The organism is Pseudomonas syringae CC1557 (genome assembly GCF_000452705.1).
Lineage (GTDB): Bacteria > Pseudomonadota > Gammaproteobacteria > Pseudomonadales > Pseudomonadaceae > Aquipseudomonas > Aquipseudomonas syringae_F.
The window spans coordinates 2,747,764-2,770,593 of sequence record NZ_CP007014.1; the positions used below are offsets into that span (position 1 = coordinate 2,747,764).

20 protein-coding genes are annotated in these 22,830 nt (G+C 58.9%); 12 read left to right on the top strand and 8 right to left on the bottom strand.

Annotated elements, in window-relative coordinates; genetic code table 11:
* Nucleotides 1–148 precede the first annotated feature (148 nt).
* Nucleotides 149–778, top strand: a complete 630-nt coding sequence (locus N018_RS12475; RefSeq protein WP_025389800.1) for a LysE family translocator — start codon at nucleotides 149–151, stop codon at nucleotides 776–778.
* 80 nt (nucleotides 779–858) lie between these two features.
* Here N018_RS12475 and N018_RS12480 read toward each other — a convergent pair whose 3' ends face one another.
* The 4 genes from N018_RS12480 to xylA form a co-directional block, all read right to left on the bottom strand.
* Nucleotides 859–1,995: a sugar ABC transporter permease gene (locus tag N018_RS12480; RefSeq protein ID WP_025389801.1), complete on the bottom strand. Its 1,137-nt coding sequence runs from the start codon at nucleotides 1,993–1,995 to the stop codon at nucleotides 859–861.
* On the bottom strand, nucleotides 1,996–3,564 hold the full coding sequence (xylG, locus tag N018_RS12485) for a D-xylose ABC transporter ATP-binding protein (protein WP_025389802.1): 1,569 nt from the start codon (nucleotides 3,562–3,564) through the stop codon (nucleotides 1,996–1,998).
* 118 nt (nucleotides 3,565–3,682) lie between these two features.
* Nucleotides 3,683–4,684, bottom strand: a complete 1,002-nt coding sequence (gene xylF, locus N018_RS12490) for a D-xylose ABC transporter substrate-binding protein (protein ID WP_025389803.1) — start codon at nucleotides 4,682–4,684, stop codon at nucleotides 3,683–3,685.
* Between the two features lie 134 nt (nucleotides 4,685–4,818).
* Nucleotides 4,819–6,135, bottom strand: coding sequence for a xylose isomerase (xylA, locus tag N018_RS12495; protein ID WP_025389804.1), 1,317 nt, complete (start codon nucleotides 6,133–6,135; stop codon nucleotides 4,819–4,821).
* Nucleotides 6,136–6,324: 189 nt separating this feature from the next.
* Between xylA and N018_RS12500 the strand changes: the two genes are divergently transcribed.
* On the top strand, nucleotides 6,325–7,509 hold the full coding sequence (locus N018_RS12500; protein ID WP_024645880.1) for a XylR family transcriptional regulator: 1,185 nt from the start codon (nucleotides 6,325–6,327) through the stop codon (nucleotides 7,507–7,509).
* An 18-nt stretch (nucleotides 7,510–7,527) separates the two neighbouring features.
* Here N018_RS12500 and N018_RS12505 read toward each other — a convergent pair whose 3' ends face one another.
* On the bottom strand, nucleotides 7,528–8,145 hold the full coding sequence (locus N018_RS12505) for a TetR/AcrR family transcriptional regulator (protein WP_025389805.1): 618 nt from the start codon (nucleotides 8,143–8,145) through the stop codon (nucleotides 7,528–7,530).
* 181 nt (nucleotides 8,146–8,326) lie between these two features.
* On the opposite strand from N018_RS12505, the gene N018_RS12510 reads away from it, so the two are divergent.
* Nucleotides 8,327–8,800: a DUF3237 family protein gene (locus N018_RS12510; protein ID WP_025389806.1), complete on the top strand. Its 474-nt coding sequence runs from the start codon at nucleotides 8,327–8,329 to the stop codon at nucleotides 8,798–8,800.
* Nucleotides 8,801–8,829: 29 nt separating this feature from the next.
* Here N018_RS12510 and N018_RS12515 read toward each other — a convergent pair whose 3' ends face one another.
* Nucleotides 8,830–9,258: a VirK family protein gene (locus tag N018_RS12515; protein ID WP_024645883.1), complete on the bottom strand. Its 429-nt coding sequence runs from the start codon at nucleotides 9,256–9,258 to the stop codon at nucleotides 8,830–8,832.
* A 209-nt stretch (nucleotides 9,259–9,467) separates the two neighbouring features.
* Here N018_RS12515 and N018_RS12520 point away from each other — a divergent pair, with 209 nt between their 5' ends.
* The 5 genes from N018_RS12520 to N018_RS12540 all read left to right on the top strand — a co-directional run bounded on the left by N018_RS12520 (nucleotide 9,468) and on the right by N018_RS12540 (nucleotide 15,863).
* Entirely contained in the window at nucleotides 9,468–11,078 is a 1,611-nt protein-coding gene (locus N018_RS12520) for a methyl-accepting chemotaxis protein (protein ID WP_024645884.1), read from the top strand.
* Nucleotides 11,079–11,297: 219 nt separating this feature from the next.
* Nucleotides 11,298–12,302, top strand: coding sequence for a sugar ABC transporter substrate-binding protein (locus tag N018_RS12525; RefSeq protein ID WP_025389807.1), 1,005 nt, complete (start codon nucleotides 11,298–11,300; stop codon nucleotides 12,300–12,302).
* Nucleotides 12,303–12,317: 15 nt separating this feature from the next.
* Entirely contained in the window at nucleotides 12,318–13,889 is a 1,572-nt protein-coding gene (locus N018_RS12530; RefSeq protein WP_025389808.1) for a sugar ABC transporter ATP-binding protein, read from the top strand.
* Complete coding sequence (locus tag N018_RS12535; protein ID WP_025389809.1) at nucleotides 13,876–14,880, top strand: ABC transporter permease; 1,005 nt, start codon at nucleotides 13,876–13,878, stop codon at nucleotides 14,878–14,880. Before N018_RS12530 ends, N018_RS12535 begins: the two co-directional genes overlap by 14 nt.
* Complete coding sequence (locus tag N018_RS12540; RefSeq protein WP_025389810.1) at nucleotides 14,877–15,863, top strand: ABC transporter permease; 987 nt, start codon at nucleotides 14,877–14,879, stop codon at nucleotides 15,861–15,863. The genes N018_RS12535 and N018_RS12540 overlap by 4 nt, the downstream gene beginning before the upstream one ends.
* Nucleotides 15,864–15,871: 8 nt before the next feature.
* Here N018_RS12540 and N018_RS12545 read toward each other — a convergent pair whose 3' ends face one another.
* Nucleotides 15,872–17,110: an acyl-CoA dehydrogenase family protein gene (locus tag N018_RS12545; RefSeq protein WP_025389811.1), complete on the bottom strand. Its 1,239-nt coding sequence runs from the start codon at nucleotides 17,108–17,110 to the stop codon at nucleotides 15,872–15,874.
* Nucleotides 17,111–17,472: 362 nt separating this feature from the next.
* On the opposite strand from N018_RS12545, the gene N018_RS12550 reads away from it, so the two are divergent.
* The 3 genes from N018_RS12550 to N018_RS12560 are packed head-to-tail and all read left to right on the top strand — an operon-like array spanning nucleotide 17,473 to nucleotide 20,536.
* Entirely contained in the window at nucleotides 17,473–18,675 is a 1,203-nt protein-coding gene (locus N018_RS12550) for an SfnB family sulfur acquisition oxidoreductase (protein ID WP_025389812.1), read from the top strand.
* A gap of 15 nt (nucleotides 18,676–18,690) precedes the next feature.
* Nucleotides 18,691–19,131 (top strand): acyl-CoA dehydrogenase, encoded by a 441-nt coding sequence (locus N018_RS12555; RefSeq protein ID WP_025389813.1) that lies wholly within the window; start codon nucleotides 18,691–18,693, stop codon nucleotides 19,129–19,131.
* Nucleotides 19,132–19,135: 4 nt separating this feature from the next.
* Nucleotides 19,136–20,536 (top strand): LLM class flavin-dependent oxidoreductase, encoded by a 1,401-nt coding sequence (locus tag N018_RS12560; RefSeq protein WP_025389814.1) that lies wholly within the window; start codon nucleotides 19,136–19,138, stop codon nucleotides 20,534–20,536.
* 196 nt (nucleotides 20,537–20,732) lie between these two features.
* On the opposite strand, the gene rpsT is transcribed toward N018_RS12560, so the two are convergent.
* On the bottom strand, nucleotides 20,733–21,011 hold the full coding sequence (rpsT, locus tag N018_RS12565; protein ID WP_003344603.1) for a 30S ribosomal protein S20: 279 nt from the start codon (nucleotides 21,009–21,011) through the stop codon (nucleotides 20,733–20,735).
* A 250-nt stretch (nucleotides 21,012–21,261) separates the two neighbouring features.
* Between rpsT and murJ the strand changes: the two genes are divergently transcribed.
* The gene (gene murJ / locus N018_RS12570; protein ID WP_024647387.1) at nucleotides 21,262–22,800 is read left to right on the top strand and encodes a murein biosynthesis integral membrane protein MurJ; all 1,539 of its coding nucleotides are present in this window, start codon (nucleotides 21,262–21,264) and stop codon (nucleotides 22,798–22,800) included.
* The last annotated feature ends 30 nt before the right edge of the window (nucleotides 22,801–22,830 follow it).

A 22,830-nucleotide genomic window follows, 5' to 3' on the forward strand; every position in this document is an offset into this window, starting at 1 on the left:
TCCTGTTCGGCACGTTGATCTTTTCAAGTATGCATCGATCAACATTGTTACGTTGAGTGGAGGTTATGCCTGCCCGGCTTCAAGTAAGCTTTCCTGGACGCCACTTCAAGCTGCCCATGGCTTGGAGCGCTCACTGAAGAGTGCACCTATGTTTGAATTGTCGAGTTTTTTCGCAGCGTTGTGTGTCTACGTGATCGGCACCGTCAGCCCAGGGCCGGCTAATCTGGCGATTGCCAATACTTCCCTTAATTACGGCCGTACGCCGGGCCTTGTATTGGCGGCTGGGGTAATTTCCGGTTCGTTGTGCTGGGGGGCGATGACCGCTGCCGGGGTTTCTGCGCTGTTGATGTCCAACCCGCAGATATTGCTGTGGCTGAAAGTGCTGGGGGCCTGCTACCTGTTCTTCCTCGCCTGGAAGTCGATTCGCGGGGCTTTGTCCCCGGACGCCGCTTCGGTGTCGCGGGTAAGTGAAAAGCAGGCCCGTTACCTGGGGTTCTATCTTCAGGGCCTTGGCATTCACCTCACCAATCCCAAAGCGGCTTTCACCTGGTTCACCGTGACCACCGTTGGGCTCAGCGCCAACGCGCCTGCGTGGGCCAGCTTCATGCTGGTGGCGGGTTGCGCGCTCTTGGGATTGCTGATTTTCTGCACGTACGCGCTGGCATTTTCCGCACAGTCGGCGGAGCCGTTCTTCACCAGAACCCGCAAATCGTTCGGGCTGATTTGCGGCGTTTTCTATTCGATCATTGCCATTGGCTTTCTCGGCTCGCTGTTCTGAACATGCCAGGGCAGTAGTTCTGCTGCCGGGCACCTTTCCAGTGAACGTCCGGAAGAAAGGTGCGTGTGTTTCCCGTTTGTTCAACGCCGACCAGCTCGCGTACTCACATCCACCCACACCGCCAGCACCAGAATGCCGCCCTTGACGATCATCTGCCAGTAACTGTCGACATCGAGCATCGACATGCCGTTATCCAGGCTGGTGATCACCAGTGCGCCGAGCAGGGCACCGTAGACGGTTCCTGAGCCGCCGCGCATTGACGTGCCGCCGATGAAGCAGGCCGCGATGGCGTCGAGTTCGCCCATGTTGCCAGCCGAGGGCGAGCCCGCCGCCAGGCGCGCGGTGTTGACCAGCCCGGCGAAGGCACACATGACCCCCATGATGCCGAAGATCCACAGTTTCACCGCTTGCACGTTGATGCCGGACAGGCGCGTGGCTTCCATATTGCTGCCGACGGCGTAAACCCGCCGGCCGAATACGGTCTGGCTGGTGACGTAACTGAACACCCCGAGCAGCACCAGCAACAACAGAACCGGAACCGGAATACCGTCGTAGCTGTTCAGGATGTAGACAAACCCGGCCAGCACGGTGCCAATCAACGCTACGCGCAACAGGTCTCGCACCATCGAGTGCGGCGCCAGACCATGCAGGGCGCGGTTACGGCGCTGTTTCCAGGTCAGGAAAATCGTCAGCGCCATCAGCAGCAGGCCCAGTCCGGTGCCTACCGCGTGCGGCAGATAACCCTGACCCACATAGACCAGCGACGGCGATACGGGTGCAATCGTGGTGCCTCCGGTAATCCCCAGCAATACGCCACGAAACGCCAGCATGCCGCCGAGTCCGACGATGAATGAGGGAATGCGCAGGTACGCGGTCATGTAGCCGTTTGCCAGGCCGATCATCAAACCGCACAAGGCCACCACGCTCAGATTCGCCAGCAGCGGGACGTGATAGACCACGTCGAGAATCGCTGCCAGGCCACCCAGCAAGCCAAGCATCGAGCCGACCGACAGATCGATCTCGCCGCTGATGATCACCAGCACCATGCCGCAGGCCAGGATTCCGGTAATGGACATCTGGCGCAACAGATTGGAGAGGTTGCGCGGGGTCAGAAACCCGCCATCGGTTTGCCAGCTGAAAAACAGCCAGATCACCGCGATGGAAATCACCAGTGCGAGCATCTTGTAGCGGGTGAAGAACTGTTTGACCTGATTCATTTACGCGGTCTTCCGCTCGTTATTGTTAGGTGTGTTATCAGGGGCGTCCGGGTGGCTGAGGGCGGCAGCAAGCACCTGTTCCTGGGTGAGTTCGTGGTTGATGAAGTCGCCGCGCAGCTGGCCTTCGCCGATCACCAGCACGCGGTCGGAAACACCCAAAACTTCGGCCAGTTCCGACGAGACCATGATGATCGAAACGCCTTCAGCGGCCAGCGCGCCCATCAGCTTGTAGATCTCGTATTTGGCGCCTACATCGACGCCTCGCGTGGGTTCATCGAGAATCAGCACGCGAGGTTTGGTCAGGAGCATCTTCGCCAGCACGGCTTTCTGCTGATTGCCTCCAGACAGGCTGGTGATCGGCAGGAACGGGCTGGCGGTCTTGAGGTGCATCCGCGAGATTTCCCGGTCGATGCTGCCCAGTTCGGCTTCGGCGTCGATGCGGGTCATATTGGCGTAATTGTCGAGAACGGCGAGAGTGATGTTCTGGCCCACACCGAGGTCCGGAATGATGCCTTGACGCTTGCGGTCTTCGGGAACCATGCACAGTCCGGCGCTTATGGCCTTGCGCGGTGTACGCGTATCGATGAGCCGGCCGTCCAGCCATACCTCGCCGGTGTAGCGGCCCGGATAGGCACCGAACAGCGCCGAGACCAGTTCCGTACGGCCAGCACCCACCAGCCCGGCAATGCCGAGAATTTCCCCGCGTTTCAGGACAAACGAAATGTCGTCCACGCGTTTGCGTTTGGGGTTATCGACGTCGTAACAGGTGATGTGCCGTGCCTCGAAAATCACCTCGCCGACCTCGTGCGGTTCGGTGGGATACAGGTTGCTCATTTCGCGCCCGACCATCTGGGTGATGATCTTCGGGATGTCCATTTCCGTCATGGCGGTGGTGGCAATGTGTTTGCCGTCGCGGATCACCGAGATGGTGTCACACACGGCCGCCACCTCATCGAGTTTGTGCGAGATGTAGACACAGGCAACGCCTTTGGCTTTCAGGTCGCGAATAATATCCAGCAGCACCTCGATTTCCGAACGCGTCAGGGCCGAGGAGGGCTCATCAAGGATCAACAGCCGTGCCTGCTTGTTCAGCGCCTTGGCGATTTCAACCAGTTGCTGATAGCCACCGCCATACTGCGAAACCGGCAGCGCCACGTTCATGTCGGGGACTTTGAGCTCGCGCATCAGGGCTTCGGCACGGTGGATCATGGCCGGGTAGTTCATGCGGCCGCCCGTCAGGGTCAGCTCGTGGCCCATGAAGATGTTTTCAGCCACAGAGAGGTCCGGGACCAGTGTCAGTTCCTGATGGATAATGACGATCCCGGCGGCCTCGGTTTCGCTGATCGACTGCGCTCTCAGAGGCTGACCGTCCCAGAGAATCTCGCCCTCCCAGGTGCCATAGGGATAGACCGCCGAGAGGACTTTCATCAAGGTCGATTTTCCGGCACCGTTTTCACCGCACAACCCCACGCATTCGCCGGGTCTGACCTTGATGTCGATGCCGTTCAGAGCGTTGACGCCGCCAAAGGTTTTGATGATGCCGTTCATTTGCAGCAGATAGTCGGACATGGCGAATAACTCGGACACAAGCCACGGGCTGGCGCAGGCAGGACACCTGCGGGTCCGATTCAGCGGATCCCGCAGGGTAGCGCTCAGGTTCTCTGTCGATGCTGTTCAGCCCGACCGGTCATTTCCCGTCAATCTGTTCCTTGGTGTAAAAGCCGTCTGTGACCAGCAGGTCGAGGTTGTCTTTGGTCAATGGCGTCGGGGTCAGCAGGATGGTGTCGACCTTTTTGCTGCCATTGTCGTACTGCGAGCTGAAGGCAGGTTTTTCGCTACGCGCCAGTTGCACCGAGAGCTTGGCCGCTTCAGTGGCGATCAGCTTCAGCGGCTTGTAGACCGTCATGGTCTGCGTGCCATCTTTTACCCGCTTGATCGCGGCCAGGTCAGCGTCCTGACCCGAGATAGGCACCTTGCCCGCCAGTTGCTGCGCTGCCAGCGCCTGAATGGCGCCACCGGCTGTGGCGTCGTTGGAGGCTACGATGCCGTCAATCTTGTTGTTATTGCGGGTCAGGGCGTTTTCCACAATGCTCAGCGCTTCGGTGGGGTTCCATTCCTTCACCCACTGTTGGCCGACAATCTTGATATCGCCCTTGTCGATGGCTGGTTGCAGCACTTTCATCTGGCCTTCGCGCAGTATCTTGGCGTTATTGTCGGTCGGCGCGCCACCGAGCAGGAAGTAATTACCTTTGGGTGCCGCTTTGAGCACGCCACTGGCCTGCATCTCGCCGACCTTTTCGTTATCAAACGAAATGTAGGCGTCGATGTCAGCGTTGAGGATCAGCCGGTCATAGGACACGATCTTGATACCGGCCTTCTTGGCTTCGGCAACCGCGTTGGTCAGCACCGTGGCGTTGAACGGCACGATGACAATCACATCCACGCCACGGGAAATGAGGTTCTCGATCTGCGAGATCTGCTTTTGCTCATTGGCATCAGCCGATTGCACAAACACCTTGGCGTCCATTTTTTCAGCCGCTGCAACGAAGTAATCCCGATCTCTGGACCAGCGTTCCAGACGCAGGTCATCAATCGAGAAACCAATTTTCGGGTGGGCGGCGTCAGCCATCACAGGCAGGGACAGGAGTGCCAGAGCACTGGCGAGTAGTGTACGTTTCAGGGTGTTCATGAGGGTGCGTCCTTTTATTGTTGTTTGAAGACACTGGCATCCGTTGTGATGCCGATACAACTGTAGAGCGTTACCGGGTGCCGCGTGCATGGATTTGTCGTGAGAATGTCACAGCGCCCCGGCCTTGCCTTTCGTCAGGTGTAGATAAAGCGGTTGACCACACCTTCGAGCCATTCCTGACGGCCGCTGACCGGCTGCGGGTTCAGCTCGTGGGTGAACGCATGTTCGGCCAGCGAGGCGAGACTGAACTCACCCGCAAGCACCGACTTGCCGAACGGCTGCTGCCACCCGGCGTAACGTTGATCCTTGAATTGTTGCAGCTTATCGTTCTGCAGCATGGCCGCAGCCCGCTCCAGTGACAGGGCGAGCACGTCCATCGCGGCAACATGGCCGTAAAACAGATCTACCTCTTCGAGGCTCTGGCGCCGGACCTTGGAATCAAAATTGTAGCCGCCATGGGTGAAGCCACCTGCCTTGAGGATTTCATAGGTGGCGAGGGTCATTTCTTCGATGCTATTGGGAAACTGGTCGGTGTCCCAACCGTTCTGCGGGTCACCACGGTTGGCGTCGATGCTGCCGAAGATGCCCAGCGAGACGGCGGTGGCGATTTCGTGATGAAAGCTGTGCCCGGCCAGCGTGGCATGGTTGGCTTCGATATTGACCTTGATCTCGTTTTCGAGACCGTACTGTTGCAGAAATCCGAAAACCGTGGCGCTGTCGTAGTCGTACTGGTGCTTGGTCGGTTCCTGGGGCTTGGGTTCGATCAGCAGATCACCTTTGAAACCGATCTTGTGCTTGTGCTCGACCACCATGCGCATGAAGCGTCCCAACTGTTCGCGCTCGTGTTTCAAATCGGTGTTGAGCAGGGTCTCGTAACCCTCGCGACCGCCCCACAGTACGTAGTTGGCTCCTTTCAGGCGCAGGGTAGCGTTCATGGCACTGAACACCTGAGCGGCAGCGTAGGCGAACACCTCAGGGTCCGGGTTGCTGGCAGCACCTGCGGCAAAGCGCGGGTTGCTGAAGCAGTTGGCGGTGCCCCAGAGCAGTTTGATCCCGCTCTGTTCCTGGTGGCGCTCCAGGTGATCGATCATCTGCGCGAAGTTATTGCGGTACTCCTTGATTGAAGTGCCTTCCGGGGCGACATCAGTGTCGTGGAAACTGTAATAGTCGATGCCCAGCTTGGAGAAGAACTCGAACGCCGCCTCGGCCTTGCCGATTGCCACTTCCATCGGATCACCGGCACGTTGCCACGGGCGCTTGAAGGTGCCGACGCCGAACATGTCCGCACCCGGCCAGACGAACGTGTGCCAGTAGCAGGCAGCCATCCGCAGGTGCTCGCGCATGGGTTTGCCGAGGACCAGTTTGTCGGCGTCATAGTGGCGAAAGGCGAGGGGCGAGTCGCTGTCGGGGCCTTCGTAGATAACCTTGTCGACAGTGGGGAAGTACGGCATGTGCGATTTCCTTATTGTTCTTGGATTGATCGTCTGTTGATCTTGGCGATGTCTCGATACTAGCAACGGCCTCATGGCTGCTGATTATGAAAATCATCAACCGGCAGTGCGATTTTGAGTATTGAGATTCGCCTTTCACGCGCCTAGTCTGTTGAAAAGCATCGCGCTTCCCGGATCGGCATAAAAACAATGAAAACCGTACCTCCTGTGCACCGCATCGCACTGTTGTTCAACGGCAGCAAGATCTACGATCGCGGCATTATCAGCGGCATTGGCAATTACCTCAGCAGCACCCGTGTGTCCTGGGACCTGTTCCTTGAGGAAGACTTTCTCTGCCGTCTGAAAGGCATCGAGCGCTGGCAGGGTGACGGGATCATCGCCGACTTCGATGACCCGCTGATTGGCGAGGCGCTGGCCGGCATCAGATTGCCGGTCGTGGCAGTCGGCGGCTCCTACCAGGATGAGCGCGCCTATCCAAAAGGCATCCCCTATGTCGCCACCGACAATCACGCGCTGATCAAGGCCGCCTACGAACACCTGATCGAAGCAGGGCTGACGCGGTTCGCCTGCTTCAGTCTGCCCGAGGCACAAGCCAACCGCTGGGCGCAGGAACGGGAAAAAGCCTTTCGCCGGTTGCTGCACCGCGATGGCCTGCACGCCGAGGTCTATCGCGGCATGGGCACCAGCGCTCCACTCTGGGACAGCGCTGTCGAACAGCAGATCGCCTGGCTGCAAAGCCTGCCCAAACCCATCGGCATTATCGCGGTGACCGACGCCCGCGCCCGGCAGTTGCTGCAGGCTTGCCTGACCGCTGGGATTGCCGTGCCCGAGCAAGTCGCACTGATCGGCATCGATAATGACCCGCTGACCAGAACCCTCACACGTGTGCCGCTGAGCTCGGTGATCCAGGGAACCGAGACTATGGGAAGAACTGCCGCGCGTCTGCTCCATCAAATGTTGCACGGCATGCCGGCCACCGGCACCCAGATCCTAATCCCGCCGGAGGCAATCAACGTGCAGGCCTCTAGCCTGCATCAACCGCTGGGTAACCCCTACGTTATGCAAGCGATGCTGTTCATCCGCCAATACGCCTGTCAGGGCATCAAGACCGCACAAGTCGCCGCCTACGTAGGCGTGTCGCGCTCATCGCTGGAGGCGCACTTTCGCAAAGCGCGCGGCTGCAGCGTGCATGACGAAATCCTGCGCTTCAAACTGGCCGCCGCTGCCAACGGGCTGGAAAAAACCGATTCGGCCATTGCAGAGATTGCCCGCAACTGCGGCTTCAAATCGGCGCAGTACCTGCATACCGTGTTTCGCCGCGAGTTTGGGTGTACGCCGAGGGAGTATCAGACGGGAAATGCGGTGACACGCTGAATGCCTGCGGGAATCGGGTTACTGACCTCCCTGAGCCCCGCCCAGAAACATTCCCACCGCCTGATTTACCAGCATTTCCACCTCGGACATCGGCATGGGAGCGGGCTCCTGCTGGAACAGGCGCTCGCCGGTTTCGGCAGTCAACAGTGACAGAAATTGTCTGGCTCTTAGTCTGGGGCAGGCTTTTGTCAGCTCACCGTTGGCCATCGCACGTGACATCAGGTCCGAAAGTGCTTCTACGCACTGACTGGGACCCGTGTCATGGAAACGCTTGCCAATGTCTGAGCGTCCGGATTCCGACAGGACCAGCCGGTAGACATTGATGGCCTTTGAGTCATGGGTCAGGACCTTCATCATCTTGCGTCCAAAGCGGACCAGTGATTCGTGCAACGCGATGTCGTCCGCGGACTGCAGCAGTGAGGTCAAGGCGTCGTACAAATGAGAGGTTGCGTACATCTTCACCACAGCGCTGAACAGATCCTCCTTGCAGCGAAAGTATCCGTAGAGCGTCGCCTTCGACCCACCCAGTCGGCGTGACACCTCTGTCATGGAGGTGCCGTCATAGCCGAGGTCGAGAAATACCCCGGCGGCGACCTCGACGATGGCCAGACGACGTGCTTCGGTGCGTGCTTTCATCATTCCTCCATAAGCGTACTGAATGGTACGTTTAAATTGACAGCGCGTCAGCTCCCAGCTAAAACATACACCACCGTACACTTATGAATACCCGACTCCCGGAAGCAGTGGCTTTTAACTGTGCAGCCAGCAATCGTCGAATGTGTGATCGAGTGATTTTGCAAGAAGAAGAGGTAGAGCGATGGAAACCATACAGTTACATGAAATGCTGACTGTTCACCTGCACATCGACACACCGCAAGCGCTACACCAGCCTGGACAGGGGCCACGGAGCAGCAGTGAAATACTCGGAGGAGAATTCCATGGCCAACGTCTGCAAGGGGCGGTCGTGCCGGGAGGGAGTCTGTTTCTTGTACCGCAGGATGAGGAGCTTGTGCGATTCAGCCTGTATTACACCTTGCTGACCGACGACGGAATAAGCATGCATGTTGTTGGAGAAGGCCTCACGGCGGTTGATACCATTGCCGTGCAACATCTGAAAGATGACGGGTCGCGGGTAGCAAGATCCTTGGCTCGCTGCACATGCAACATTCAGTTCAGTGTCCCTGAGGGTGTTCATGAGTACCTGCAGAAACACCTGTATATCGGCAGGGTCAATGTCATGGCGGGTAGCGACGGGATGACGATCAGTATTTTCCAGGTTGACGAGACTTGAAGGTCTCGCCAACAGGTCACGCCTGATCATCACTTCCCTGCAAAAAAGCTCATCCCCTTGCCAATCGCACACGTATAACTCACCGCCTTGCCCACCGGCTGATAGCCCGGAACGCTCAGCGTTGTCATGCTGAAATCCGCCGTGCCGTTGGAGCGCACCTGATAGCGGATGAATTGCTCGATGGGTTTGTTATCGCGGTCGAGGGTGAAGTGGGTGTCGGAGAAGGCCAGGGTGCCGTCTGCAGTTATGCGGTAGGTTTCTATGCGCTTGCCGCCCCTGGTTTTCGAGGGCTCTGCGCCTTCGACCGAGGATTTGCATTGCCCCAGGTCAAGCACCACGGCGACCGACTCCCCGGTGTTCAGTGCCTGGGTAATGGCGGGATAACTGACCAGTGCGTCGCCCGCATGGGCAAGGGCAGGCAGTGATAATGCAAGTAACGCGGCATAGTAACGTTTCATGGCTTCTCCAGTAATGCTGACTGGCTAATGGCTTCCAGTCATGTCCGGGGGGTTAAAAAGCAGCACGAACCCTAGCACATGGTATTTCCCAAGTGGGCCGAAAATTGCAGTGGCACAGCTGTGGATCCGTATTCTTCATCCTTTCCTACCTTTAGCCGATAGCGTTAACGGTGTTAATCGTATCGTCAATTAAGGGAAGGGGACTGAACATGCTGAGACAGCTGAAGATTGCCGCGCGGACTTCCGTCTGCTTTGCGCTGATGGTCGTTCTGGTACTGGGGCTCGGCATTTTCAGCCTTGTGCAACTGCACGGTATTCGAGAGCAATCATTGGAGATCGAAAACGACTCTCTGCCGGGCGTCGCGCTGGGCGATGACATCGCTCTGGCGTTCGAGAGAACCCGTACTGCCGTCGTCAAGATGCTGGTTAGTCAGGGCGCCGCGCAGGTTGCCGAGGCCCATGCTGATTTCATCGATAAAAAAGCCGGATTTCAAAAAGCCATACAGGCTTACAGCCCGCTCATCACCGCTGACGACGAGCAAGCGCTCATTACCGGACTGACAACTGACTATCAGGCCTACGCTGACAAGGCCGAACAAAGCTACAAACTGGGTAAAGACAACCAGGCCGCGTGGGGCGATATGAAGGCCATTGCTGACGATATCGAGGCCTCGCTGCGCAAGCTGGAAAAACTCAACGACGACTCCGAGGCCGATTCCAGCGCGTCCTCCACAAAGGTCTTCGAGAATGCCTTGATGGTGACGCAATTGGTCATGCTGTTCACGGTACTGCTGACGGTGCTGCTTGCCTGGCGCCTGACGAAAAGCCTGGCAGTGCCTATCAGCCAGGCGCTGCAGACCTCTGAAACCATCGCCGCCGGTGATTTGCGACCGATTTTGATCAACCGCGAGGGCGTCGATGAGGCGGCCTTGCTGTTGCAGTCAATGGAACGCATGCGCGGCAGTCTGAGCAAGACCCTGACGCAAGTGGGTGATGCCGCCCATCAACTGGCGTCTGCCACTGAGGAAATGAGTGCGCTGATGGTCAACAGCAACGCCGACCTTGTGGTGCAGAACAGTGAAATCGAAATGGCTGCCACAGCCGTCACCGAGATGAGTCAGGCAGTGGACGAAGTGGCACGCAACGCGGTCGCCACTTCGGAGGAGTCGAAAGCTTCTTCGGAGTCTGCCCGCAAGGGGCAGGATGAGCTGAACCATACTGTAACCTCCATTATCGAGCTGACCCGCAACGTGAGTACTGCATCAACCGAGGCCCAGGCACTGGCGACCCGCACACTGGACATCAGCAAGGTGCTGGATGTCATTCGCGCCGTGTCCGAGCAAACCAACCTGTTGGCACTCAACGCGGCAATCGAGGCAGCGCGGGCAGGTGAGGCAGGGCGCGGTTTCGCTGTGGTCGCTGACGAAGTACGTGCGCTGGCGCATCGCACCAGCGAATCGACCCGCGAGATCGAAACCATGGTCGGGCACATTCAGTTGGGCACCAAAAGCACGCTGGCGGCGCTTGAAGTCAGTACCGAGCAGGCACAACGCACCAAGCAGCAGGCAGAGTCAGCCAACGCTGTACTGGCGACGATTGCCCATTCGGTCATGGTTATCGACGAACGCAACACGGTAATCGCCAGCGCCTCCGAAGAGCAGGCACTGGTTGCCAGAGAAGTGGACCGCAACCTGGTGCGAATTCGCGACCTGTCGACGCAATCGGCAGTCCGCACCGGCCAGACCGGCAGCGCCAGCCAGTCGTTGGCAGAGCTGGCCAGCGGGCTGACGACCACCTTGAGGCAGTTCAAACTCGGTTGAGACCGGCTGAAGCTGTTGGCTGGGCAACAGCCAATCGGCAATCTGTTCTGCAGCAGGGTCTGATAACGCCTGTTGCCGGCCGGCAAGCGACTCTCGCAATCGCGGAATAACGCCTGCCGGCAGGGCTTGGCCTGGTTGCAGACCAGCGTGACAAGGCTTTGGGCATGACCTGTGCACTGCTGATCGGGATTGTTTTCCTGAGCCAGTGGAGCTACCCGAATGCCTGATGCCATCCCGCCTGCCAAGCCAACTCGCCTGAGTACAGTATGGCGCACTCTGGCGCTGACACTGTTTGCCACCAGCCTCGTCGCAACGGCACATGCCGATGACGGCAACGTGCCTTCGCTGGCGGGTAAACGCATTGCGATCAGCATGACTGGCACCAGTCATTACTTTGATATCAAGACCTTTCAGGCCCAGGTCGATGAGGTCAAGCGCCTGGGCGGCACGCCGATCACCCTCGACGCGGGCCGCAATGACAAGAACCTGGTCAATCAATTGCAGACGGTAGTCACGCAGAAGCCCGATGCAGTGATCCAGACGCTGGGCACGCTCAGCGTCATCGATCCCTGGCTCAAGCGCATCAGCAAGGCTGGCATTCCGCTGTTCACCATTGATGCACCGTCGCAATACAGCCTCAACAACACCACCTCTGACAACGTCGCCACCGGCAAGGCGCTGGCCGGGCAGTTGATCAAGGATGCAGGCGGGAAGGGCAATGTGCTGGTGTTCAATGGTTTTTACGGCGTGCCGGTCTGCGCCATTCGTTACGACCAGCTCAAGCTGGCGCTCAAAGATCACCCGGAGCTGAAAATCATCGAGCCTGAGCTGCGCGATGTAATCCCCAATACGGTTCAGGATGCTTACTCGCAAGTGTCTGCACTGCTCAACAAATACCCCAAAGGCAGCGTTTCGGCGATATGGGCGGCCTGGGACATTCCGCAACTGGGTGCCAGTAAGGCCTTGATCGATGCCGGGCGGACCGAGATCAAGACTTACGGCGTCGATGGCACCCCGGAGGTGCTGGAGCTGATGCGCCGCGAAGACTCGCCGATAGGCGCCGTGGTCGCTCAGCAGCCGGTATTGATTGGCAAGACCGCTGTGCAGAATGTCGCGCGCTATCTGGCCGGGCAGCGTGATTTGCCCAGGGAAACCCAGGTTCCGACGTTGCTGACCACCGCTGCCAACCTGCCGGAAGTGCAAAAGCTCCGGGGCGATAACTGACACGGGGGATTGATCATGTTTTCAGCGAAAACGCAGGGTGCAGCGGTGCCTGCCTTGCACCTCACAGGCATCAGCAAACGTTTTGGCGCTACTCAGGCGCTCGACGGCGTCAATCTGCGGGTCGACTCGGGCACGATTCACGGATTGGTCGGAGAAAACGGTGCGGGCAAGTCGACGCTGATCAAGGTGCTGGCTGGTATTCATCGCGCTGACGCAGGCAGCCTGAATATCCACGGTCAGCCTTTCGCTGCTGTCACGCCGCGCCACGTCGAGGCCATGGGCGTGCATTTCATTCATCAGGAACGTCTGCTGCCGGGCAGCTTCACGGTCGGGGAAGCGCTGTTTTTCGGTCAGGAGATCAAGCGCGGTCTGTTGGTCGACCGGCGCGCTCAGGATCGTGAGGCAGCGCGGCTGCTGGAGGATTACTTTGCAATACGCCTGCCGAATGGGGCATTGGTACGCGATCTGGACAGCGCCCAGCGACAGATATTGCAGATTACCCGCGCGCTGCTGGCCAAGCCCAGGGTTCTTGTGTTTGACGAGCCCAGCGTGTCACTGGTCAAACAGGAGGTGGATCGCTTACTGGCCATCGTGCGGCGTTTGCGCGCCGAAGGCCTGACCATTCTGTATATCTCCCATTACCTTCAAGAAATCGAATCGCTGTGCGATCAGGTCACGGTGCTGCGCAACGGGCGTGATGTGGCCGTGGTCGATCCTGCAATGACCAGTCCCGCACAGATTGCCCGGTTGATGGTCAATCGTGACGTGGGTGAGCAGTACATTCGCTCGCAGACGGTTCCCGGTGCCGATGTTTTGCAACTGCGCGGGCTGGGGGCAGGGCGTTACTACGACGCGGTTGATCTCCGCGTGCGACGTGGCGAAGTGCTTGGCTTGACGGGGCTGGTCGGCTCGGGGGCCAAGGAGCTGCTCAAGAGCCTGTTCGGCTTGCTGCCCCCGGATCGCGGCGAGTTACTGCTCAATGGCCAGCCATTACGCCTGAAATCACCTCGCGATGCGGTGCGCCAGGGTATTGCGCTGGTCCCAGAGGAGCGCCGTAGCCATGGCGTGGCTCCGGCGCTGTCAGTGCTGGAAAACATCACACTGGCCAGTCTTGGGCGATTCAGCCGCTGGGGGTTCCTCGATGGTGCTGCTCAGGCTCGCGAGAGCAAAAGACTGATCGATGAGCTGGCAATCAAGACGCCAGGTCACGAGTCGGCGGTGCAACTTCTCAGTGGCGGCAACCAGCAAAAGGTCGCGCTGGCCAAGTGGCTGAGCCGGCATTCCTCGCTGTATTTACTGGACGAGCCCAGCGTAGGTGTCGATATCGGCGCGAAAGTGGAAATCTACCGGCTGATAGCGCGGCTTGCCGAGGGCGGTGCGGCGGTACTGGTGTTGTCGTCGGACTTGCCAGAACTGATCGGCATTACCCATCGCATCGTGGTGCTGCACCGTGGACGTGTGGCGGGCGAGTTCAATTCCAAAACCACCGACAGCGATGAGCTGCTGGCCTGCGCCACCGGTGCCAGTGAAGGCCGCCGTAGTGTCGTCGAAACACTCCCTGAGGAGGCTGATCATGCCCACGCTTGAAGTGCTTGACAGTCTGGAAGCCGAGCCGCCGCACCAGTGGCTCGTGCGCCTGGCGCGGCGCGGGTCGCTGCTGGTGTTCCTGGCGATTTTGCTGGTGTTCGCCATCAGCGCACCGAATTTTCTCAGCGTCGGCAATATCAGCAACGTGTTCGCTCAGTCGGCCGTGCTTGGCATTCTCGCGCTGGGTCTGACCTGCGTTGTGATCGGTGGTGGCTCCAACGTGGTCAGCGGCGGGCTGGACCTGTCTTTGGCGGCCAACCTAGGCTTGTGTGCGGCGGTCTACAGCAGCCTGAACAACGCCGGTTTCGAGGCCTGGCAGTCAATTGCGCTGACCTTCGCTTGCGGCCTGCTGGTCGGCGCGTTCAATGGCCTGGCAGTGGTGCTGTTACGTCTGCCGCCGCTGTTGGCGACTCTCGCGAGCATGAACCTGATCGCCGGGCTGGAACTGGTGCTGACCCAAAATACCGTGCTGGCCACTGATTCGGAGCTGCTAGACAGTCTGGCTTCAGGTATCTGGCTCGGTATCCCGGCGCTGGCATGGGTTTTACTCGGCGTCGCCGGGTTGCTTTGGCTGTTGATTCAGCACAGCGCCTTTGGCCTGCGTCTGTATGCCATCGGCGAGTACCCGCAAGCGGCGAAGGCGGCCGGCTTGAACCTGCAACGCTATGTGTTTGCCAGCTACGTGATTGCCGGTGGCTGCGCCTCCATTGCGGCCTTTTGCTCCGCTGCGTTTTTCAGCGGCAGTACCACGGGCTCTGGCGACCTGCTGCTGTCGGTGGTGGCCATCGCCTTCCTTGGTGTGGTGTTCTCGCGCCGTCTGACGGCGAACATTCCCGGCACGTTGTTGGCGACGCTGTTATTGGGTTTCCTGATCAATGGCTTTCAATTACTGAACATCTCCAACTTCTGGGTCAACGGGGTGCAAGGCCTGTTGATTCTGCTGGTTGTGGCATTTTCCGGCGCACTTGACCGACGGGACGGTGAACAATGAATAGCTTGACCCTGAACACCTCTTCGACGCTGGTAAAAGTGCTGCCGCGCTTGCTGCCAGCGGTGCTGCCGCTGTTGGTACTGATCATCCTGCTGTTCTTCGCCATCAATGCGCCGGGGTTCCTCAGCTGGGGTAATCTGTCGAGCCTGGTGCTGAACAATTTCGTCCTGCTGGCCATCGTTGCCATTGGCATGACCTGGGCGGTCGCGGTGGGTGGTATTGACCTGTCGGTGGGCACTGCGCTGGATTTTGCCAGCCTCGGTTTCGTGGTGGCGCTCAACGCCGGTCACGGCCTGGGTGTAGCCATTGCAATTGCCTTGCTGGCGGGCGTTGCGGCTGGCGTGTTCAACGCGCTGCTGATCGCCGGGCTGCGTATTTCGCCATTTCTGGCGACGTTGGGCACCTTGTTCATCGGCACCAGCGTGCAGCAATTACTCTCCGACGGCGGCCAGCCGATCTACATTGCCCAGAGTGCGCTGCCTGGAATCAGCGGCGTGTCGATCCTCGGCGCGCCACTGCCGCTGGTGGTCGTGCTGCTATTGGCAGGTGTTTACGGGGCGGTGCTGGCGCGTGGACGTTTGGGGCGGGAAATTCTGGCCGTCGGCACGCAGCCGCAACTGGCTTACTACTCGGGGCTGTCTACGCGACGTATCGCAGCGCTGGTGTTTGTCGGCAGCGCGCTGGCCTGTTCGATCGCGGGTATTCTGCTCAGCTCCACGGTCAATGCCTACGTGCCGATGTCTGGTAATGCGTACCTGATCAATGCCATTGGCGCCGTGTTCATTGGCACGACGCTGAGCCGCCAGGCACGACCCAACATCGTAGGCACGTTGCTGGGTGTGTTGTTCATCAACGTCATTGCCAATGGCTTGCTGTTGATTGGCTGGAACTTTTACTGGCAGCAGGTGGCGACCGGGGCGCTAATTTTCATGGTTCTGGCTTTCAGCTTTGCCAGTCGCCACCTGCTGCGTAATGCCGCCTGAACGAGGCTTCAGGCTTTATCGGTGCCGCTGCCGATCTGCCAGACAAAGGGCGGCTCGGTGCCGTTGATACGCCAGTCGCCGACAATCCGCGCCTTGTAGATCAGCGGATTGTGTGAGGCGGCCGTGCGTGCATTGCGCCAGTGGCGATCCAGTGCCTTGTTGACGCTGACGCCCGAGGCGCCCAGTGCGTTGAACAGCTCGGTGGCTGAACGCAGCACCAGCTCCGAGACAATCACCTGCGCCTTGGCGGTCTCGATTTCGGCGGCGATATTGGCGTCCTTTTCCAATTGCGGGTCATTGCCAAAGCGTGCCACGTACGCCCGTTGCAGTGGCTCGGCCGAACGCAACGTGGCCGCTTCTGCGGCATACACCTGCGCGGCGATCTGCCCTACCACCTGTTGCACCTGTGAATCCTGGCTGACGCTGCCGGCATTGCCGTGGCTGAAGATACGTTTGCGGTCACGCACCTCTTGAGCGATGTCACGCTCGACCGCCCGGCCAATACCTGCCAGCACCGCCAGCAGCACCAATTGATAAAAAGCCGTCTGGTATTTGAAGCGTTGTTCGAACGGGATGACATGGCTCGCAGGCAGCGGCACATTGTCGTAGACCGACGTGCCGCTGCCGGTGGTGCGCTGACCGAACCCGTCCCAGTCATCACTGTGGCGCACCCCCGCATGCTTTGCGTCCACCACCGCAATCACATCGGCACCGGTGTCTGCGCGTTGGGCGTAAACGTCGATCCAGTCGGCGAAAATACTGCCGGTGCTGTAGTACTTGGTGCCGTTGAGCACAAAGCCATCGCCCTGAACGCTGACCTTGGTAATCACGTCACCGATTTTCACCGCGCCGACTTCGGTCCAGCCATTGCCTACAAGGTCACCTGCCACGAAACGCGCGAACCAGGTGTCACGTTCCGCGGCCGGCGGCGCATTAAGCCGGTCTTCGACAAAGGCGAAGTGCGCCCGCAAGGCCTGCGGAATGTTCGAATCGGCCTCGGCCAGTTCTATCAAAAGCTGAAACAGCTGGCCGATCGAGGCACCCGCACCGCCGTATTCGGTGGGTACCCGGACTGCGCCGAAACCTGCTTGCTTGAGCCAGGCAATCGGCTCATAGGGCAGGGCGCGGGCCTTTTCGCGCTCGACGTTACCCGCGCTGATCTCGCGGAAGATAGGGCGGAAGCGGTTGGCGAGGGTTTCATAATCGGTGCCCAACGAGAGTGGGTTAGAACCGGTTGATTGAGTCATGCAGTACTCCTGAGCAGGTCGGCCAGTGAATGGGTCGTTCAGTTCAGTGCATGCTTTGTGCCTGATCATAAGCTTTTGAATTCAATGATTATTTTTCTTAATGACCGGTCTGCCTGTTGTAAGGGCAACAGCGGCCCAACAGCTTGTCGGCAAACCGCACATTCTTAACCGCGTTCCGTGGGGCACTGTTCAATCTGCAACAGCGTCTGCACATTTTGCGTGGTGTGATGCTGCTGGTTATCAGGATATTTACGTAACTAACTGTTTTTAAATGTAAATAATTTTCGGCATGGGCTGTGCAATGTTCAGGGTTACGTGTGTTGAGTGTTTTTCAACCTGTCGCCAACGATCAGGAGCCGTTCATGAGTAACCCATCCCCGACGCCGCCCAGCGCAAACGTGATTGCCTCGGACGCCGAAGCCATCGCAGTCGCCAGGGCACTGGCCAGCCGTTTTGCCGAAGAGGCTTCGCTACGTGATCGCGAACGCCGTCTACCGTTTGCCGAGCTGGATGAATTCTCCGCCAGCGGCCTGTGGGCCATCACCATTCCCAAGGCCTATGGCGGCGCTGGCGTTTCCTACGTCACGGTCGCAGAAGTGATCAAGATTATTTCGGCCGCCGACCCTTCGCTAGGACAGATCCCGCAAAACCACCTGGGCGTGCTCGATATCCTTTTGCAGACCGGCACCGAAGAGCAGAAGCGTCATTACTTCGGTAAGGCGTTGGCGGGTTACCGCTTCGGCAATGCGTTTTCGGAATCGAAAAGCAAGAACGCCGGAGCCTTCCAGACCCGCATTCGTTTCGAGGGCGAGCAGGCCGTGCTGGACGGTGAGAAGTTCTACTGCACCGGTGCGTTGTTCGCGCACATCGTGCCGGTAGCCGGTGTCAATGAACAGAATAAGGCCTTCATTGCCTTCGTCGAACGCAACAATCCGGGCCTGACCATCATCGATAACTGGGACGGATTCGGTCAGCGCACCACGGCCAGTGGCGGCGCGGTCCTGAAAGACGTACGGGTGCCGTCGAGCGCGGTGATCCCGGCGCATCGGGCGTTCGATGAACCGACCGCCGACGGGCCTATCTCGCAGATCATCCAGGCAGCGGTGGACACCGGTATCGCCCATGGCGCATTTGAAGAAACCCTCAAGCACGCACGTCTGGCGCGGCCGTGGATCGACAGCCAGCAGGATTTCGGCTGGCAGGACCCATTCAGCATTGCTGCCATTGGTGACTTGCAATGGCGACTGCACGGCACCGACGCGATCCTTGCCAAGGCCGGGCGTGCCATCGATCACGCCTTGGCTGAACCGAGCGAAGCCAGCGTCGCGCAAGCGTCGGTGGTGGTTGCGCAGGCCAAAGTGCTGTCGGCGCAGATTGCCTTGCTCGCCAGCAGCACACTGTTCGAACTGGCCGGTACTCGCTCGGTATTGGGCAAGCTCAACCTTGATCGCTATTGGCGCAATGCACGCACCCACACGCTGCATGACCCGGCGCGCTGGAAATACCACCTGATCGGCAATCAGGTGCTCAACAACATCCCGCCGCCACGTCACGCCTGGAACTGATCAAGGAGCAACCTCATGCCTCATCCCGCTATCACCGCGCAACTGGCCGTCGCCACCGAAGACCTTGGCCACGCCCGCCAAGGCTTGCAACAAACTCTTGATTACCTGCGCGAGCAGGGCCAGCCGTGGTCATTCAGCAATCTGCACCGCATTGTCGATGACCCTTATGTGATCAGCAAAGTCGGCGATCTGCAGATTCGTCTGGACGTTGCTGCTGCCTTGCTGGAGCGCGCGCAACGCCTGGAAGGTTCGTCAGAGCAGCGCTTGATCGCCAGCAGCGAGGCGGTTATCGCCAGTGCCGATGCGCTTCAGGCGGTCGGCAACATTCAGTACGAACTCACCGGGCAACGCATTTCGCTGCCAGCCCAGCCCCATCGCGAACCGTTGCGCTGGCACTACCAGGTGATCGGCAATCAACGCCTCAACGGCGTCGTGCCGCCGCAGCTTCAGGAGTAGCTCTATGTCTCGTCAAATACGCCTCAATGCCTTCGACATGAATTGCGTAGGCCATCAATCGCCAGGTCTTTGGGCGCACCCGCGTGACCGTTCGTGGCAGTACAAGGACCTGGAATACTGGACTGATCTGGCCAAAATTCTTGAGCGTGGCAAGTTCGACGGGCTGTTCATCGCTGACGTGCTGGGCATCTACGATGTCTATCGCGGCAATGGCGAAGCCGCTATCCGCCAAGCCACGCAGGTGCCGGTCAATGACCCGTTGCAATTGATCCCGCCCATGGCATTGGTCACCGAACATCTGGGTTTTGGCTTGACGGCGTCGTTGTCGTTCGAGCATCCGTACCCGTTCGCGCGCCGTATTTCTACGCTGGACCACCTGACCAAGGGCCGGGCGGGCTGGAATATCGTGACGTCTTATCTGGAAAGCGGTGCGAAGAATCTGGGACACAAGACCCTGACTGAACACGATGCGCGCTACGACTATGCCGAGGAGTACCTGGAGGTTTGTTACAAACTGTGGGAGGGCAGCTGGGAAGAGGGCGCCATTCTGCGTGACCGCGAGCGGCGGGTGTTCAGCGACCCGAGCAAGATTCATGAAATTCGCCACGTCGGCAAACACTTTCAGGTCCCCGGCATCCATTTGTGTGAGCCTTCGCCGCAACGCACACCGGTTCTTTATCAGGCCGGCGCTTCAAGCCGTGGCAAGCAGTTTGCCGCCGAGCATGCCGAGTGTGTGTTCGTGGCTGCGCCGTCCAAGGTGCTGCTGAAAAAGACCGTTGCTGATATTCGCCGCCGTACTGCCGAAGCGGGTCGTGACCCGGCCAAGGTGCTGATCTTCAATTTGCAGACGGTGATCCTCGGTGAAACCGACGCAAAGGCGAAAGCCAAATTCGAAGAGTACAAAAGCTGGGTCAGTTACGAGGGAGCCATGGCGCTGATATCTGGCTGGACCGGTATCGACTTCAGCCAGTTCAAGCCTGACGAGCCGCTGCGGCATGTGCACACCAATGCCATTCAGTCGGCCGTCGAGACTTTTTCCACCGCCGACCCGAACACCGTCTGGACCCCGCAGGCGCTGGCCGATTGGGTAGGTATCGGTGGGTTCGGTCCCTTGTTTGTCGGCAGCCCGGAAACCGTTGCGGACCTGTTGCAGGAGTGGGTTGAAGAAACGGATGTCGACGGATTCAATCTGGCCTACGCGCTGACCCATGAAACCTTTATTGATGCGGTTGAACTGTTGGTGCCGGAACTGCAGAAACGCGGCGTCTACAAGACCGAATACGCCTCAGGCACGTTGCGTGAGAAGCTGTTTGGCGACGGCCCGCGCCTGGAAGCAGACCATCCGGGGGCTGCCTTCCGCGACCTGGCAGCACTGAACCGTAACCGGCAGACCGAGAGTGCCTGACGGCGTACTGACTGTCGCCGCGCAGTAAAGATCGGACGCAGAGCGTCCAGAACGGCATACCGACGCCTGCGCTCCAGCGTGGGGGGGGGGGGGGGGGGGGGGGTTGTGGCGGCATGATGAATACTCTTGTTCCTGCCTCTTTCCTTCAGGCAATAAAAAACCGACCCTGAGGTCGGTTTTTTAACAAGCGTGTCGCTTAGGCTGCAGCAGCAAGGCTCAGAGCCTTGATGTGACCGTTCAGACGACCTTTATGGCGAGCAGCCTTGTTCTTGTGGATGATGCCTTTGTCGGCCATACGGTCGATAACAGGCACTGCAAGAACATAAGCGGCTTGCGCTTTTTCTGCGTCTTTTGCGTCAATGGCTTTAACTACATTCTTGATGTAGGTACGAACCATGGAACGCAGGCTGGCGTTGTGGCTGCGACGCTTCTCAGCCTGTTTTGCACGTTTTTTGGCGGAAGGTGTGTTGGCCACCGTCGAGCTCCTCGAAAGACTTTGTGAAATAGCAAACAAAATAGGCCGCGAATCATGCCGATGAGTTGAAGTCTTGTCAAGGGCAGTTAAGGTGTTCCGCTGAGTGGTTGCTACATTTGACCGGAGGATTTATTTCCGGCCTGTGACCTGTAAACTCGCGGCCTTTGCTTCGGGCGTTTTTGCGGCGCGAAGTATCGCATAAATGGCTGGCTTAATCGCCCATCCTTTGCCAAGGCGCACAACTCTTTCCATGAATCTACTCAAGTCACTTGCCGCCGTCAGCTCTATCACCATGGTTTCCCGGGTTCTGGGCTTCATTCGCGACACCATTATCGCGCGCACTTTCGGCGCCGGAATGGCAACGGATGCGTTTTTCATTGCCTTCAAACTGCCCAATCTGCTGCGGCGCATTTTTGCCGAAGGGGCTTTTTCCCAGGCATTCGTGCCGATTCTGGCTGAATACAAGAGCCAGCAGGGCGAGGAGGCGACCCGCACGTTTGTTGCGTACGTGACCGGGCTGCTGACGCTGGCGCTGGCGCTGGTGACGCTGCTGGGCGTTATTTTCGCGCCTTGGGTGATCTGGGCCACGGCGCCAGGCTTTGTCGACACGCCAGAAAAGTTTGCGCTGACCTCGGATCTGCTGCGCGTGACCTTTCCTTATATATTGCTGATTTCCCTGTCCTCGATGGCCGGTGCGATTCTCAATACCTGGAACCGCTTCTCGGTGCCTGCATTCGTGCCGACGCTGCTCAACGTCAGCATGATCTTCTTCGCGCTGTTCCTTACCCCTTACTTCGATCCTCCGGTGATGGCGCTGGGCTGGGCAGTGCTGGTCGGCGGCTTGCTACAGTTGCTGTACCAGCTGCCGCACCTGAAAAAGATCGGCATGCTGGTGCTGCCGCGTCTGAATCTGCGTGATACCGGCGTCTGGCGGGTCATGAAACAGATGCTGCCCGCCATCCTCGGCGTGTCAGTCAGTCAGATTTCTCTGATCATCAATACGATTTTTGCCTCGTTCCTCGTCGCCGGCTCGGTGTCGTGGATGTACTACGCAGACCGCTTGATGGAATTGCCATCCGGCGTGCTGGGGGTTGCGCTGGGTACGATTCTGCTGCCGATCCTGTCCAAAACCTACGCACAACGGGATCGTCAGGAGTATTCACGGATTCTCGACTGGGGGCTGCGTCTGTGTTTTGTGCTGGTGCTGCCTTGCACGCTGGCGCTGGGGTTGCTTGCCGAACCGTTGACCGTTTCGCTGTTTCAATACGGCAAGTTCGATGCGCTGGACTCGGCCATGACCCAGCGTGCGCTGGTCGCCTATTCGGTCGGGCTGCTGGGGATCATCCTGATCAAGGTGCTGGCACCCGGCTTTTATGCTCAACAAAATATCCGCACCCCGGTGAAAATCGCGATCTTCACCCTCATCGTCACTCAGTTGCTCAACCTTGCGTTTATAGTGCCGTTGCAGCATGCAGGGCTGGCGCTGGCGATTAGCGTGGGCGCGTGCATCAACGCCGGCCTGCTGTTCTGGCAGTTGCGCAAGCAACAGCTGTTTCAGCCGCAGCCGGGCTGGACGAAGTTTCTGCTGAAACTGGTCGTTGCAGTTACCGTGATGTCGGCCGTCCTGCTGGGGATGATGCATTTCATGCCCGCGTGGGACCACGGACAAATGCTTGAGCGCTTTCTGCGTCTCGGTGCGCTGGTGGCGGCGGGTGTCGTGACCTATTTTGCAATGCTTCTGTTACTCGGCTTTCGCCTCCGGGATTTCGCCCGCAAGGCGGTCATGTAGGTCGCTGCACAGCGGTTGGCTGTCGGTTTT